The sequence below is a fragment of the Jatrophihabitans fulvus genome (assembly GCF_054781375.1).
Map to the genome: position 1 here is coordinate 503,429 of NZ_BAAGUN010000002.1, position 14,032 is coordinate 517,460.

The 14,032-nt window shown below is 65.7% G+C and carries 8 protein-coding genes and 1 pseudogene; 1 reads left to right on the plus strand and 8 read right to left on the minus strand.

Annotation, left to right across the window (positions count from 1 at the left end; genetic code table 11):
* Nucleotides 1-337: 337 nt before the first annotated feature.
* The 7 genes and pseudogenes from ACYVP9_RS10940 to ACYVP9_RS10970 form a co-directional block, all read right to left on the minus strand.
* A complete protein-coding gene (locus tag ACYVP9_RS10940) occupies nt 338-1,132 on the minus strand; it encodes a metallophosphoesterase family protein (RefSeq protein ID WP_460604835.1) in 795 nt (264 codons plus the stop codon).
* Between the two features lie 15 nt (nt 1,133-1,147).
* Nucleotides 1,148-1,801, minus strand: coding sequence for a hypothetical protein (locus tag ACYVP9_RS10945; RefSeq protein ID WP_460605075.1), 654 nt, complete (start codon nt 1,799-1,801; stop codon nt 1,148-1,150).
* Nucleotides 1,802-2,260: 459 nt separating this feature from the next.
* Nucleotides 2,261-2,689: pseudogene (locus tag ACYVP9_RS10950) on the minus strand (TniQ family protein); the annotation flags it as partial.
* Nucleotides 2,686-4,203, minus strand: a complete 1,518-nt coding sequence (locus tag ACYVP9_RS10955; protein WP_460604836.1) for a TniQ family protein — start codon at nt 4,201-4,203, stop codon at nt 2,686-2,688. The gene ACYVP9_RS10955 and the pseudogene ACYVP9_RS10950, both read right to left, overlap by 4 nt.
* Nucleotides 4,200-5,189, minus strand: a complete 990-nt coding sequence (locus ACYVP9_RS10960; RefSeq protein WP_460604837.1) for a P-loop NTPase family protein — start codon at nt 5,187-5,189, stop codon at nt 4,200-4,202. The genes ACYVP9_RS10955 and ACYVP9_RS10960 overlap by 4 nt, the downstream gene beginning before the upstream one ends.
* The gene (locus ACYVP9_RS10965; RefSeq protein ID WP_460605067.1) at nt 5,186-7,420 is read right to left on the minus strand and encodes a Mu transposase C-terminal domain-containing protein; all 2,235 of its coding nucleotides are present in this window, start codon (nt 7,418-7,420) and stop codon (nt 5,186-5,188) included. The genes ACYVP9_RS10960 and ACYVP9_RS10965 overlap by 4 nt, the downstream gene beginning before the upstream one ends.
* Before the next feature lie 5 nt (nt 7,421-7,425).
* Nucleotides 7,426-8,190, minus strand: a complete 765-nt coding sequence (locus ACYVP9_RS10970) for a hypothetical protein (RefSeq protein ID WP_460604838.1) — start codon at nt 8,188-8,190, stop codon at nt 7,426-7,428.
* Between the two features lie 1,030 nt (nt 8,191-9,220).
* On the opposite strand from ACYVP9_RS10970, the gene ACYVP9_RS10975 reads away from it, so the two are divergent.
* Nucleotides 9,221-9,691, plus strand: a complete 471-nt coding sequence (locus ACYVP9_RS10975; protein ID WP_460604839.1) for a hypothetical protein — start codon at nt 9,221-9,223, stop codon at nt 9,689-9,691.
* 379 nt (nt 9,692-10,070) lie between these two features.
* Here ACYVP9_RS10975 and ACYVP9_RS10980 read toward each other — a convergent pair whose 3' ends face one another.
* Nucleotides 10,071-14,012, minus strand: coding sequence for a hypothetical protein (locus ACYVP9_RS10980; protein WP_460604840.1), 3,942 nt, complete (start codon nt 14,010-14,012; stop codon nt 10,071-10,073).
* Nucleotides 14,013-14,032 lie beyond the last annotated feature (20 nt).

The following is a 14,032-nucleotide window of genomic DNA, read 5'->3' on the forward strand; positions in this document are numbered from 1 at the left end:
ACAAGTTGAGGACTGGTTTGCGAGCTGTCGACGAGGTCAACTCCCTGGCCTGAATGGAGGACGATGAGCGCCATGCACCTGCGGCGTCGCCGATCGGCAGCTCGGAGCGACTACGACCCGGCGGTGACTGACGCGCTCGAGCTCGCTACGAGCGCGGTTCCCCAGGTAAGAGCCGTCGGCGTCGCTCGCCTGAGCGCGGTGGTCCGTGACTCGTCGACGGGACCGGAGGATCTGGCGCAGGCTATCGCCGTGCTGACATCGCTTGGCGGCGCGCCACATCCGGGCTAAAGATCATCAATTTCCGGGGGTGCTTGTGCGACAGCGGGCAAGGTGCCGGTTATCCCGTAACGCCTTGGTCCGGTGGCAGCGGGAGGCCGCTTGGGTCGATCAACATCACGTTGTCGCTGAGCGTCGAGTCGTCCGCAGCGAGACCGCGAACCGTCGTGGTCCCAGCGGAGTGCTCAAGCCGGTCGACAGTGCGGACGTGGTAATGGCCGTGGTACAGGGCGGCTGGCTGGACGGCGTCGACGACCCGGCGCAGTTGCGCTCGATTGAGGCGCGACCGGGCGATGTCCTCCCTCGGCCAGACCGAGGGGCCATCGATGCCGGGTATACGGACGCCGGCAGGAGCGTCATGACAGATCATCACGTCCACGTCGCCGGGCCTGCTGGCATGTTCCACGTCGGCGTCGGAGAGTGTCTCCTCGGGCCACCAATCCCTACCAGGGGTTCGGCGGCGGCGGTCGACGCTGGCAGCGCCGCCCAATCCCATCCAGCTGTACCCGCGCCAGGTGAACCGGGCTCCGCGTGGGATATGCCAGATCCGGTTAGTGATCTTCCGTAGGCCAGTTGCTCCGTCTACGGGCAGGCGGGCGAGGCGGTGGTGGTCCTCATGGTTCCCGTCGACCCACATGAGATGCATGCCGTAGTCGGCGAGACGTCTGTTGATTCTGCTTATGTACCGGTCGGTGCTCGGTCCGGCGCGCCAGAAACCGAAGTCGCCCACCTGCACAACGACCGGTGCGCTGTGCTCGTGGGCGACGCCGACAACCTCCAGCGCCCTGTGCAGGTTGCCATGCCAATCGCCCGCAATGGCGATGACGTCCGGCGAGATGTCCAGCGGCGTCGTCACCGCATTACCTGCCGCTCATCGTGAGCGTCTTCGACGCTCTGCGGACGAGGCCGAAGCCGGCGAGGGTGCCCGCGCTATGCACGGGCACCATGACGTGGCCGGGTCCGTCATCCGGCAGCGGGCGTGCTGAGAGGCGGCGAGCCGTTGCAGGGTCGGTCCCTCTGTCGAGGGTCGCTCGGTCCACGGGCCGCGTATCGGTTGCTCGCGCATCAGGGGAGCGAGGGCTACGGCGCTGGCGATCAGACGTTGCCCGAGCGTCCCGTTGCTGGATGCGAAGACGTAGCGCGACCAGGCCTTGCCGTCGGCCGGTCTCCAGCCCAACACGTACGCGGCATCGGCCCAGTGCCGCGCTCCCGCGATGCGCGCCAGAGCCAGCGATGTGACTGCTCGGAGCAGCATCGCTGTCGGACGGAGCGAAGCCTGAAGGTCGCGGTCCAGTGCGCACGGCCAAATCAGTTGCGGAATGTCGTCGGCGGTGAGGTCGGCCAGATCGATTCGGGATTGTGGCTCGATCTGATCAAGGCTGCGAACGAGCATGCTGTGGCTGCGTCCGCTCCGTCGCATCAGGGTGTCGACGGCAGCCCGAAGTTCAGGGCACAACGTGGCCGCGTCGTCGAAGACCGCCGGAGCCGGGCGGACTCTTGCCGAGTCGCACCACTGCTCGAGCACCGTGGCACCTGACCCAGCGTCTGGGGCTCGGATCAGGTCAAGCCCTGCAGCTTGAATCTGAACCATGTCTCGCGCGGCACGCGGTGGTCGACGTGGGGTGCCGAAGTCCTCGTCCGGCGTGGTCGCGACGCGCAGCGCGCGTGCATAGGAGGATGCGGCTTGCCATGCGCGAAATGTCGCCAGCGCGGAGCGGGGCTCGCCGAGGACGGTCCCTGCGCGAGAGGCGATGGTTGCAGCGGCAGCCTTGGTAGTGGTCAAGGCGTCGCGGTTGGCGGGCGTGGGCGCACCGAACGTGAGATCGGCATCGCATCGCGAGAGGCGGCCCTGTACCCGTCGAGTCTGGCCGCAGAGCCGACTTCCCGCCGGGCTGACTACGTGGCATGGTCGCGTCGCGTGGCCGCCCTTCCCGGATCGCGAGAGACTGTTACACCGAGGGCAACGGTGTTGGAGCAGCGATCCGTGCGTGACGCAGGTGGTGATCCACGGAAGTCGCCAGGACAGTCGCCACGCCGCCCCTGCTAGCAGGCACTGCGAGCAATACCTGCTTCCGGTCAGAAACACCCATGCCCGAGCCGTCACCTCTCGCGCCCCACGGAAGTCGCGCACACTACCGAGTCCAGCCAGGTCGAACACAACCTTGTCGTAGGCACTGAGGTGCATGCGATCGATGGCTGGGGGTTCGATGCGGAGCGATGCGGCGACAGATGAGCGCCACGTGGCGTCGACGACGACGCCGTGGAACGCCGGCCATCTTCCTGCTCTTAGCAGCCCTATCCGCTCGCACACCGCGGCAACCGTGGTGAGGTTCGCGGTCGCGGTGCGGGTGAGGAAGCTTTCCCAGGACTCGTCGACCTCGGGTTGCACCGTCACCGGCAGTGCCCGGGTCATGACACGTCCGCCGCCTCGACGGTCGTCGCCAGGATCGATCGCAGTTCGGGGCCGCTTGATGCCTCTACACGTTCGGCGTCCTTTTGGGACGCGGTGACCTCGCCGCGGTGTGTACTCCGTATGTAGTCGAGCGCCCACCATTCGAGCAACCAGCGGCGCAGCGATTGAAACGGATGCGGGATGTCCAGCGTGTGCTGCAGCGTCCGGAGAGTCGCCGGATCTTGAACCGCCCGACGTCGGTACCCGTAGTCCGTGGACGCGTCTTGCAGCGATCGGCCAGCTTCACGTATCGCATTCCACAGATCTTCATCCGAGCCTCGCTCACGTGCCGTCGCGAAGGCGGATATGAGTCGCTGGGCGGAGTTCGGGGGCAGCTTCAAGAGTTCAGCGGCGCGCAGCGGGCTGACTTCCACTCCAGCGATGACGACGGCGATGGACGCAACGTTGCGCCCGCTCGAGAGACTCATTGGATACAGGAGGTCGGACAGCCGACCGCTGAACAGGCACATAGGCATGAGCTGCGGAACCTTTGCCGCGAAGTTCAGCTGGGCGCGTTCCGTCGTCGTCCTGCTGGGGGCGGACGGCACGTACTGGAAGGAGGGCCGCATACGCCGCTTCTCTGGCCCACGTGTCGCATTCTCGATCGCCGCTCGAACGGCGGAGTCGTCGTCGAGCCGGCGTCGCACCACCAGAGCGGCAGCGTTCGATGCCCAAGCGCTATTAGGGCGGAGACTGCGTCCAACTTCAGGGCTGGTCCGCGCTGAGCGCACGGCCCAGGCAAGCGCCTCCGGCAAGAGTTCGCTGAGCTGTCGCGGGGTCGGGACGTTCTCGCCTCGCCTCGCGGGCGGTGTGCGCGGGAACAGCTGAATCTCGATGGCTGCCGCCGTGTCGTTGACGATGCTCCAGGTACTTCGACCCGATGAGTCCGATGCTCCACGCGCGAGGCGCATGATCCGGTTTTGTGCGGCAAGCACGCCATCGACGTCCGCCGGCGTGGTGGGTGGCAGTCCCACCTCGTCGACGAGAAGTCCGTGCTCAGGGCACACGACGTGCCACCGGATACGCCAACTGAGTTGCCAGCGGTGAGGGCAGAGCGCGAGGCAGGCCGGACAAGCATGTGTCGACGGGTGAAAGTGCGCGGCCCCTGCTTGTTGCAGCCGGAGTCCACCGGCGTTGGATCGGCCCGGCTGCGCGAGAGGATCGACAGAGGCGACGAGGTCGTCGTCCATCCGCAGAAGTGTGTGGTTGAAACGCTGCAGTTGCATGTTGGCGATCGTCTGGCGGTCTAGGCCGGTGGCCGCCGCGACCTGTGATGTCGTCGTCAGAGTCATCGCGATTCCGTACTCGCGATAGCTCAGTTCGCCGTACCTGCTCGGCGGCATACCCAGATGCACTCGAAGTGTGCGTGTGTCCACGGAAAGATCGGCCGCCAGCCGATCCAGGTAGTTCGACCACGGCTCGTCCGGGAGCGGGTCAAGGATGACGGGCAGACGCCGGGAAACCGGTCGCGTCACGACGCGACCGTGGATCTGGGTGGCTGGTGTCCGGCGATCAGCTCTGAGGTGAGGGCGCTGTCCGAACGAATCGCAGCGATGGCTGCACGTTTGACCCAATCGATCGCGATGCCAGGGTGCCCGGTCGCGCGAGCGTGCAACAAACGGCTGGACTTCGTGCCTGTAAGTGTTCCTTTCCGAAACCCACCGGGGATCACCAGTCGCTGTTCCAAGCTAGCGAGTAGGCGAGACCATCCGACGTCGTCTACGGACCACGGCTTGAGCTGCAGCACTGTCGCCCTTCGGGAAATCTGTACCGCGGCCGAGTAGCCACCTCTCGTCGCTTGTCGGAGAAGGGCGCTTTCCTCGAGCCCTGCTCCGACGAAGACGAACGTGAACGGCAGCGAAGTGATGGTCGTCTTCAGGAAGTCCGTCAGGCGGCGCGAGTCTGCGCTCACCGTACGGAGCATGTGCGCGTCATCAACGACAACGGCTTGGATTCCCAACCTCGGGCCAAGTGCTCGCAGACGCGCGAGTGATTCGTCGGCACTCTCGTTGGCGGCAACGGGGAGTCCTGTGAAGCGGAGGATCGAGTGCAGCAGAGCGCGCCCCTGCCCACCGGAGGTGGCCTCGACATACACGTATGGGATGACGTCAGCGCCGTCGCGATGTCGGCCGAGCCTCTGCCAGACGCGGTCGGTCTCTTTCAGGATGTGGCTGCCGATGCCTTGGGTCTTGCCGATCGCTGACGTCCCGTCGATCAGCAGGACCCGCCGACCGCCGTTGACAGCGTTTGCGTTGCTCTCCAGAACCTCGCGGACGTAGGAATCGATGCGGCGAGTGTCGGCTGTCTCCAGCGGGCCGAGCGCCAACGTGTACTCGATGAGCCGGCGCTTGATGTCGCGAGAGATGAGACCGTCGGCGGGCAGAACTGGACGGGCATTGCCGCGCGCGCGCTGCAGCAGATCGGGCCAGTCATCGAGCACGTGAAGCTGAAGCAGCGTCATACGGCAAGCCCGTCGAGCTGGTCGTCGGGGTCGTCGTTCGAGAAGAGGTCCGCGTCGTCGGCCGACGTGTCTCGCTCGTCGGTGTCAGTGCTCCACTCCGGTAGTTGCTCTAGCGACGAGGTGGCATCGAATCGCTGCTCCGGCGGGAATGCGAGGTCTCGTAGGTCCGAGTGCCAGCCTTCGAGGTCGTGCGCGTAAATCGCCTGCCTGGTTTGCTCGAGTGCGTGCATCCGCCGTTCTCGGCGGTCGGCGAACTTTCCGGAAGCGAACGAAGCGAGTATCTCGGCCTCGCATCGGCGCAGATCCTCGTCAGAGGTGGGTCCAAGACCCTGTGCCGTGCGCTCGATGGCCAGTCGGGTGATCGATTCGCTGAACGGCAGCGTCGCTGCGCCGCCCGACGAGGTGGAGGGCACGCACAACCACGACCTCGTGTAAGGCTCTTGAACATAGATCCGGGTCATGTCCCAACGGTCGTAGTAGACGGGTATACGTAGAGCCGCTGCTCCGCGGCCGCGTTGGACTCGCTCGCGTAGGTCGAAGAGCGACGGGCTCTGGAAGGTCCGGTTATTGACGCGGATGCCCGAGTCCTGCAGGAGACGCTCGTCGCGCGAGAGGAAGAGAAGTGGGGCGAACGGGTCGAGGACCGCCTCGATATGGCCGCCCACCTGCATGAACAGATCGAAGGCCATGTTCGGTGACATCGCGATGCGCGGGTTGTCCGGATGACGCAGGCCGGCGTGCGCCCGTTCGTGGTAGATGGTGATGATCCACGTCCACAGCGCGTCCTGCAGGTCGCCGCAGGTGAGCCTGGCCTCGCTCTCGGCGTCGGCTGGATGATCCAAGGGGTTCGGCCCTTTGTATCCCGGCATGGTCTTCAGCGCGACGTTAAGCGTCGCGTGCCAGGACTCGACGATTCCCTTGTCGGTCGCCTGACCGGGTCTGGCGAAGATGACGTCGATCCCGTTGCGGGTGCAGGCCGACTGGAAGTGTTCGGCATCGAACTCTCGTCCGTGGTCGACTACCACCGCTGACGGGCGAAGCGACTGCTTTCTGCCGATGATGTGCGGCACGCCAGGGTTACCGCGTTCGTTGAGCAGCTTCGAGCTCTCCTCGTCGACAACGACCAGACGCGGCACACCATGAGGACGTTGAAGCTCGCGCGGCCATCCGGCGCTTCGGACCTCTGACTTGCAGATGTCCCACAACAGCAGGCAGGTGTCCCTCGTCGTGATCGCCTTCGGCACGACGCGAAGGGCGAGGATCTGCCGGGAGTACGCGTCGATCGCGGTCAAAATCACCGCATGCTCGTAGCCTGCGTCGGGAAACCAGACGAAGGCGTCAGCTGGTGTGGCGTCGATCTGCACGATCTCACCGGGTCGGGAGACCGGTAGGCGGCGGTACGCCGCTGTGGGCCGGTTGCTGTGTGTCCGTCGGCTGCGTGACACCCTATGCATCGCCCGCCCCCGGCTCAGCTCACCGACAGCGACCTGGATCTGGCGGTTCGTCGCGCGGTCAATGAGACCGACGGCCTCGAGTTCGGCGCGCGCCCGCCCGATTAGCTGTCGTGTCGTGTAGCGAGATTGGGCCAGACTGCGGTTGATCGTGAGAGCGATCGCATCGAGAACTTCGCTGTCGATCGACGCGAGAGGGTCCTTGCGTCGACCGTGTCGGCGGTCGACCAGGCCGATGATTCCGTCCCGTTGAAAGTGATGCGCCTTCCGTTCCAAGGAGGAGAACGCTGCGCCGCGCACGCCCATTGCCGTCAGCTCTTCGGACTTGGCGCGGAGTCGGTCGCTGAGATGCGGAACCAGGACAGGGTCGAAGCGAGGGTCGACGCGTCCCAGTCGCCTTGCTCGAGCGATATTGCCCTCGGGGCTTCCGGTGATTGCTTGCCGGAGGTGGCGCGCGAGGGCGATGCACTCTTCTTGCTTCTCGGGCGGCAGGGACCGCCAGTCCGGCTCGTGGATGGGGAGAGGGCCCGCGCCGGGGTCGGCTCCCACCGGCGCGAGGTCTGCGAGCATTCGGCACGCCTCATCCCACCGCACCCGGTGCGTGGTGTCGTCGGTGACGTACGTCAGCACCGGAGTCCGATCAGAGGCCTCGTAGCCGGTGAATCGGAACGTGCGCTGACCATCGGTCAGGGTTGAGCCCGCGCCGAACTCGAAGTGTCCGCGATCCGCGGCCGGCGCGTTGAGGGCTGCACTCATCCGCCGGTGCAGGTCGGCCACCACGGTGTTCAAGACAGTGCTATCCACTCCGGATTCCCTTCTGTGGGGCGCTCGCGGTGAACCAAACTGCTGGGCAGGATGGGCTGATCCAGGTCGATGAACAGGCGGCCGGTCGAGACAAGATGAAGGACGGCTGCTACTCCGCTCTCAACGTCCACCTTTCGGCCGAGCGCGCCCAGCTCCATCGGCCAGATAGGCAGATCGCGCGCCACAGCCGTCCAGCGGTCTCGCTGTTCTTCGCTGGCATGACGGCAGGCGTAGACGTTCGCCAGGTTGGTCACCCGTTGGTCCGACAGCTCAGTACGTACCTGGTACTCCCAGCCCGCTGCCGCGAGTGTCGCTGCGGTCAGCTCGAAGATCGCGATTCGACGAGGGGTCGCGAGCCGATCGCGACGGGTGACATCGATGACCATCGACTGGCCGTCGCGCAGACGCAGCGCGATGTCAGGGACGTGCCAGACGGTGCCACTGCCGATCGACCACACGAGCACGAACGGCTGAGTGGCGACCTCCGTGACTTGGCCGCCAACAAGCAGATTGCGCAGATGAGCCAACTCGATTAAGGACTCGAACCACACTGACCTGGCTTCTCCGCGCGTGGGCACCGAGCAGCGTCCGATGTAGTTCCGCATCTCGTGGTACGACGGAGGGCGACGGACGGGTTCGAGTTCGTCGGGGTTGATGGTGGCGAGTTCGGTGATCGGGATTTCGTACTCGTCGTCGGCGGTCCGATATCGGATACGAGCGCGCTCGGCGATCGACTCGCACAGCACGTCATCGCTTACTGCACCTAGTAGGTCGGCTGCCGAGGCCTTTGGCCCGGCTGCCCCACCTAGGAACGAGGTGCGTCCACCCTTGCGGTGGGAAGCGGAGCCCATTGGCTCAGCCCCGTTGTCGCTCAGCTCTTGGTTCGGCCGAAGCGTCAGGCGGCTCGAATACCCAATCGAGCACTTCCAGCGTCTCGGCATCCAGAAGGACCTGCGACTTCGAGGTGGTGGCGGGGCGTTCGACGGTTCCGTCGAAATCGTGTTGGCCGTCAGGGCATGACGGTAAAATCGGGGCCACGAGGGCGTTCCTTTCGGTTGCGAACACGGCTGACGGAAGCGTTCTCGAGAAGGCGTCGTCGTTCCCGCGACGGCGCCTTCGCTACGACCTCACAACTTTGGTGGCCTGTTCGCTTCCTCTTCTTGAGCGTCTCACGCCATCCAGGGGCTGGGCAATACGAATCGTAAAAATCCTTGTGACCGAATTTGCCTGAAACGGATGGCATCGACGTCGACCTGAAGTCCCACCTATCTGATAAAGCGTTCCTAGGTGGCCAACTGAAAACAAGAAGAAAGAGGAAAGAACTTCCCAACGCCGACGTTGCGCCATAGGCTCGGTCGCCAAATCGTAAAGATCGGAACGTGTGTGACCGGGCGGGGAGAGGACGATCAATGGCGAGGTACCGCCCAGGCAGGACGGCCGCGCTGGGATTGCGCGCCGCGTGCGTCTACCCCGGATGCGCGGGCGAGGTTGAACGTCGTCCGGACGCGGCAGGGCGGAAGGCGTTGTTCTGCGGAGCAGATTGTCGTGCGAACTTCTACAACATCCAGAGACAACTGATCATCCACATTCAACGGATCAATCGGCTGTGTTCGGATGACTCACTTACGAGCGAGGAAGTCACGGAGCTTCGCCAGGCCAGGCACCTCGCCGAGTGGCATCTCCAGCGATTTCGTCCCCTCGCAAAACAGGAACAGGTCACCGGCGGACCTCAAGGACGGGCCGCACGGCTTGCGTCAACGGACGGCGAGAGCTGAGATGCGACGCATCGTCGCAGGTCGCCCGTTCGACTTCACTCAGGTCGAGATCGAGGCCCGTATGTCATCCGAACAGCCGGGTCCGATCCGTATCCACGGAGTGTGGGTCGGTGGAAGACGTTTTCCGCCGAACCAGGTGATCGAGACTGTCACGGGATGGCCGAGGAAGAGCTTTCGGACCCAGGATTCCCTCCGGCTCTTGGAGCATCTGGGATTCACCGCCGACCGTCGAGACGACCCTCCTGCAGAACGCATGCGGGTCGCCTTCGTCAAAGAGCTGCTGGCTGATCGGGAACTGGACGATCGGAATGCAAAGGCTTCGGTCGGTTCGGACGCACCATTGCTTGACCGCGAACTGTGGGAGCGCACCAATGCGCTGGCGGAGGCCAACCATCAAGCCGTTATCGCCTTATCGAGGCGACTCGCCCAGGTCGAGCAACAGTTACGTGCAATCGGTCGCGATTCCTGCTGAGCGCGGGGCTTGGCCTGAATCCGCCGTAGCCATCTCGCCGATCAGTGCGGCTCGCACACCGGCAGATCAGTTTGACACGCACCGCGGCAGATCTGTGCCACACGCACCGCGCCGGGCAGTTTGCGGAGGCACGCCCTAGTCGATGCGGGTGATCTTGCGTAGGTCGTATTCGTCGATGCGATGCAGGACGTGATTGCGGGTTAGGCAGGTCCAGCCGTCGACGGTGCGTCGTCTTCACTGATTGCGCGCTGGCAGTGTCGGCGAACCAGATGATCGTGCGGGAGTCCCGTCGCCGCGCGCTTCTCAACCAACTCCGTAGGGAGCGAACTCCACAAAGGTGAAGGGGGTGCCCTTTGCGACGCTGGGCTCACAGCCGGAGTCAGGTCCCGGCGGCCAGGGCCGACTCGAACCACCCCAGGTCCGGCAGCTCGTCTCGGTCGACGGCCTCCACCAGAGTGTCGATCGTGCAGAACGCCACCCGCGGGTCGACCGCGAACGCCGCGGCCTCCACATGGCGGGTGACCATCAGGCCGATGACCTCCCAAGACCGCTCCGGCTCTGACACCCCCAGCGTCGCAGACACGGTCGGGGCGTTCGCCTCGATGTCCTCGACCTTCTTGAGCAGCTTGTCGACGTACCCCTTCGGTTCGTGGAAGTCGTCGATCAGCCTGCGGATCTGCGCGGGCGAGAACGCCACGTAGGGGTCCTTGGCCTCGATGACCCAGATGCGGCTGCGGCCGGGATCGATGCACAACACGTCGATCTCGCCGCTCAACGTCTTCAGGCCGATGACCTTCGGCTTCTTCACTGAACCGCGCACGGTGAACCCGTACTCCTTCAGCTGCGCCTCGCTGTCGATCTCCAGTTGCCGGTTCCTGACCTTGCGGTAGGCGTCCAGAGCCTTCACGACCGGGACGGGAAGGGCGTTGTTAGGCCAAGGCAGCCGGCCGTCGTGCAGATAGTTGACTGCGACCCTCGTCGCCATCTCGCACGCCCACGGGAGAACCCAAAGGCCATGTGGGGTCTCCACGAACGGGCTGGTCAACAGACGCTTCGCGCGCCGATCGGTTTCCCAGTGCGCGATGACGCCGCCGGTCGTCGCGGCCTGTGCGATCAGGTCACTGCCCCGCAGGGTCAACCAGTTCAACGCGGCGGTGTACTCCGCTGCGCCCGCGTTGCCGACGACGAGTTCGACGCATTCGGCCACGACAGCAGCCGCATCGGTCAGGGTCGCGGACTCCGGCGCCGCATCGGCCCACTGCGCACCGACGTTGAGCACGCCCATCATGGCGTCAATCCCGAAACCCAGTCCCGATCGCAGCTCGGCGTCGATACGCGCCATGGCGGGCAGACGCTCGATGATCGTCTTCGGCACCTCGGAGTCGGTGTCGCCCGATTCCACGAATCCCGATTCGGTGTCGCCGGATTCGACGGCTCCCGACTCGGTGCCTCCTGACTCCGGGCTTTCGGCGATGGTGCTCTTGTCGTTGGGGGTGACGATGGGAACGGCCTCGGGACGCGTGGCTAGCGCGCGCTCGCGCTGGTAGGCGTCGATGTCGACGTCGGTGGGATCCTGGGAGTACTCGACGTTGATCTCGTAGGTGTCGCTGACGTTGATCGAGGCATCTTGAAGCCGGTAGTGCAGAGCGGAGCTGCGCATGCACGATTCGACGCACAGTTCCGCCGTCGCCAGTGCCTGTTCCCAGGTCAATGAGTCGGTACGGGCGGTGCCGGCCGGCGGGTGCGCCAGCACTTCCTCGAGCAGCAGCGAGATCGTGCGGGTCGCCTTGGCCGCTTCGTCGCGGTCGTCGGCAACTCCTTCGGCCGGTCCCTGGGGGAACCCGAGCATCCAGCTCAGCTTGCGGTCCTCCATCCAACGCTGATGATGGGCGCGCTCGAGCTGCGCCAGGCCGTGGGCGACGAGCGCGTCGGGATCGAGGTTGGCGAGATGCTGATGAAGGCGCCGTAGCAGCCACGGGAACACCAGCTTGCTCTCGAAGTCGCGGGCCTCGGCGCCAAGCAGCAGGCCGGGGGTGAAGCCTGCGGCCGCCACGTGTTCGGCGAGCTCTCGCAGCATCGAAGCCCTGGCGACCAGGCTCGGCTGGTCCGGATCGGGCAGCTCGGAGATCCGCTGCCGGACCGTGTAACCGTCCATCCGCAGACCGGGCGGCGCGGAGTTCCAGGCCTCGCGGACGGCCTCGCGAACGTTCGGCGCGAGCTTCTCGGCGATCAATTCGCCCAGGCGTGATTCTCCCGCGCCGGCATCGGCAACCAGCAGACCCGGCAGACGGTCATCCCACTCGATGGTCAACTGGTCCGGGCTGTCGCCCCCGGCGGCCCTCAGCACGTTGGCGATGGTCGCGGCAATGTCCACCCCGCCGTCGGCGGCGGCCCCGTGTGGGTCTTCGCCCTCCACGCGACGGAATCGGATGCTCAAGGTCTGCACGTCGCTCACTGAGGCGGCAGCGGCCAGCTCTTCAGCGCAGTGCTTGAACTTCCAGGCGATGGAGGTCGCGACATGCCAGAGGGCGTCGGAGTTCTCGCGCGAGCCGCTCAGGTCGGTGCGGCGGATCGCAACTGGGAAGGGATGCGCCAACACTGTCCACGCCTCGTCGCAGGTGAGGTCGAGCAGGTCGGCAACCCCCGGCTCGTCGGTCATTCGCGCGGGCCACGATCGGATCTCGCGCATCCCGAGACGGTGCAGAGCGCGCTCGACCGGGGTGGCCCGGGCTGCTTCCTCCCATTCGACGGCCGCCGCGTGCGGGGCGAACATCATGAAGGTCGGGGCCGTCCCGCTCTGCAGGAAGCTGCGCTGCGGCCGCCACACCTCCCAGCGGTCGATCATGTCCCACCCGAAGCTCCTGAACGGCTCCGGCCGTTCTAGGTCCAGCAGGAATGCCCACAGGTCGTCCGGGGACTCGTGGGAGCGGTGGATGATCCACTCGAGGTCGGCCAAGGTCATCAACGGCACGTCCCGGCCGCCGATACCGCCCATGCCCTCCGGCACCGCCAGTACCCGCCCCCGGGCCACGACCGCATCGCTGGGGATCTCGAACTCCTTCCCGCCAGCCGTCAAGGTCGCACCAGGCACGACCTTGTCCAAGGGATCGTCGCCCTCAGCGGGCATGTGCGCGCCGAGGTCGCTCCGGGTCAAGCCGGGCACCACATCCAGCGCCACCACCTTGCGGTCGCCGAACATCAGCAGAGAATGGATCAGGCGGTCCGCGCCGACGTCGGCCGGACCCATCAGACGCGTCGCCGTGCCGCGCAGTCGGTGACCGATGCGGTTCGACACCGCCGCCCAGAACTTGTTCGTCACACGCGGATCGACCGAGACCGCCTCTGCAGCGAGGCGCACGCCGATTGCCAGGAACCCCTCGACGAGTAGCCCCGCCGGCAGGAAGACGCGCTGCTCGCCGCGTTCGACGCCCAACACAGCACCGAAGGTCGCAGGTGCTCCCAGCACGTTGCCGCTCGCCGACAAACGCGACGACGGTACACACAGTGCTTCGAGGGCGGCGTGGGCACGTTCCGGGAAGGTGCACCTGGAGGCAGTGTCGTCGGCGATGTCATAGGCGCTGGCGTGACCATCGATCGAGCCCACCGCTGCGACCTCGGCGTCCGACAGGGTCGCCGGATCACCCACGTCCGGCAGCTCCTCGATCTCCCACGCAGCCCTGGCGGCCCGGACAACCTCGTCGACGCGGCGCAGAATCAGCTCGCCGACGTCGCGAAGACCGAATCCGAGATGAGGCACCAGGACCGGATCGATGACGTCCGCGAGTAGCTGGTACTGATCCACCATCGCGACCGGTCGCTCCAGACCTCCCGGCGCGATCGCGTAAAGCTCCCCGAACCACGGGACGTCGACCTCGAGACGGAGATCGAGAGGGATCCAGTCTTCCATGGACTCCACAGACGGGTCGGCGCGACGGGCACGCGAGATCAACGACTGAAGATCAGCCGCAGACACGGCGTCCGCTTCATCGCTGCTTCGCTTCATGGCGGCCTCGAACACCACCGCGATGGACGCCAGCCGATGGGATGCGCTCGGCGAGACGGATGCCGCCTCGAGCAGCGGCAGCAGCGTATCCAGGCTTTCGGACCTCAGCATGGACTCGACCGCGGACCGGTCCTCTACGCGCCGGTCAATATTCTGTCCCAAACTGGTGCGCGGCGGAGTAGTCGGGGCAGCGCGCTCGCGCAGGGTGGCCTCGCGCTGCTTCGCCTTCTGCTTCGCGCCCTTGCGCTTCGCGGCCCTGCGTTGTGCCGCCTTCTGCTGCGCAGCGGTGCGGTTCCCACCGCGATTCTTGTTGCCCATCCCCCGACTCCTCTTCAACG

What these genes read in the sequence shown, in the direction of transcription:
- ACYVP9_RS10960 (WP_460604837.1), bottom strand. Translation starts at nt 5,189, where the DNA reads ATGACGCTGCTTCAGCTTCACGTGCTCGATGACTGGCCCGATCTGCTG.
- ACYVP9_RS10975 (WP_460604839.1), top strand. Translation starts at nt 9,221, where the DNA reads ATGCGACGCATCGTCGCAGGTCGCCCGTTCGACTTCACTCAGGTCGAG.
- ACYVP9_RS10980 (WP_460604840.1), bottom strand. Translation starts at nt 14,012, where the DNA reads ATGGGCAACAAGAATCGCGGTGGGAACCGCACCGCTGCGCAGCAGAAG.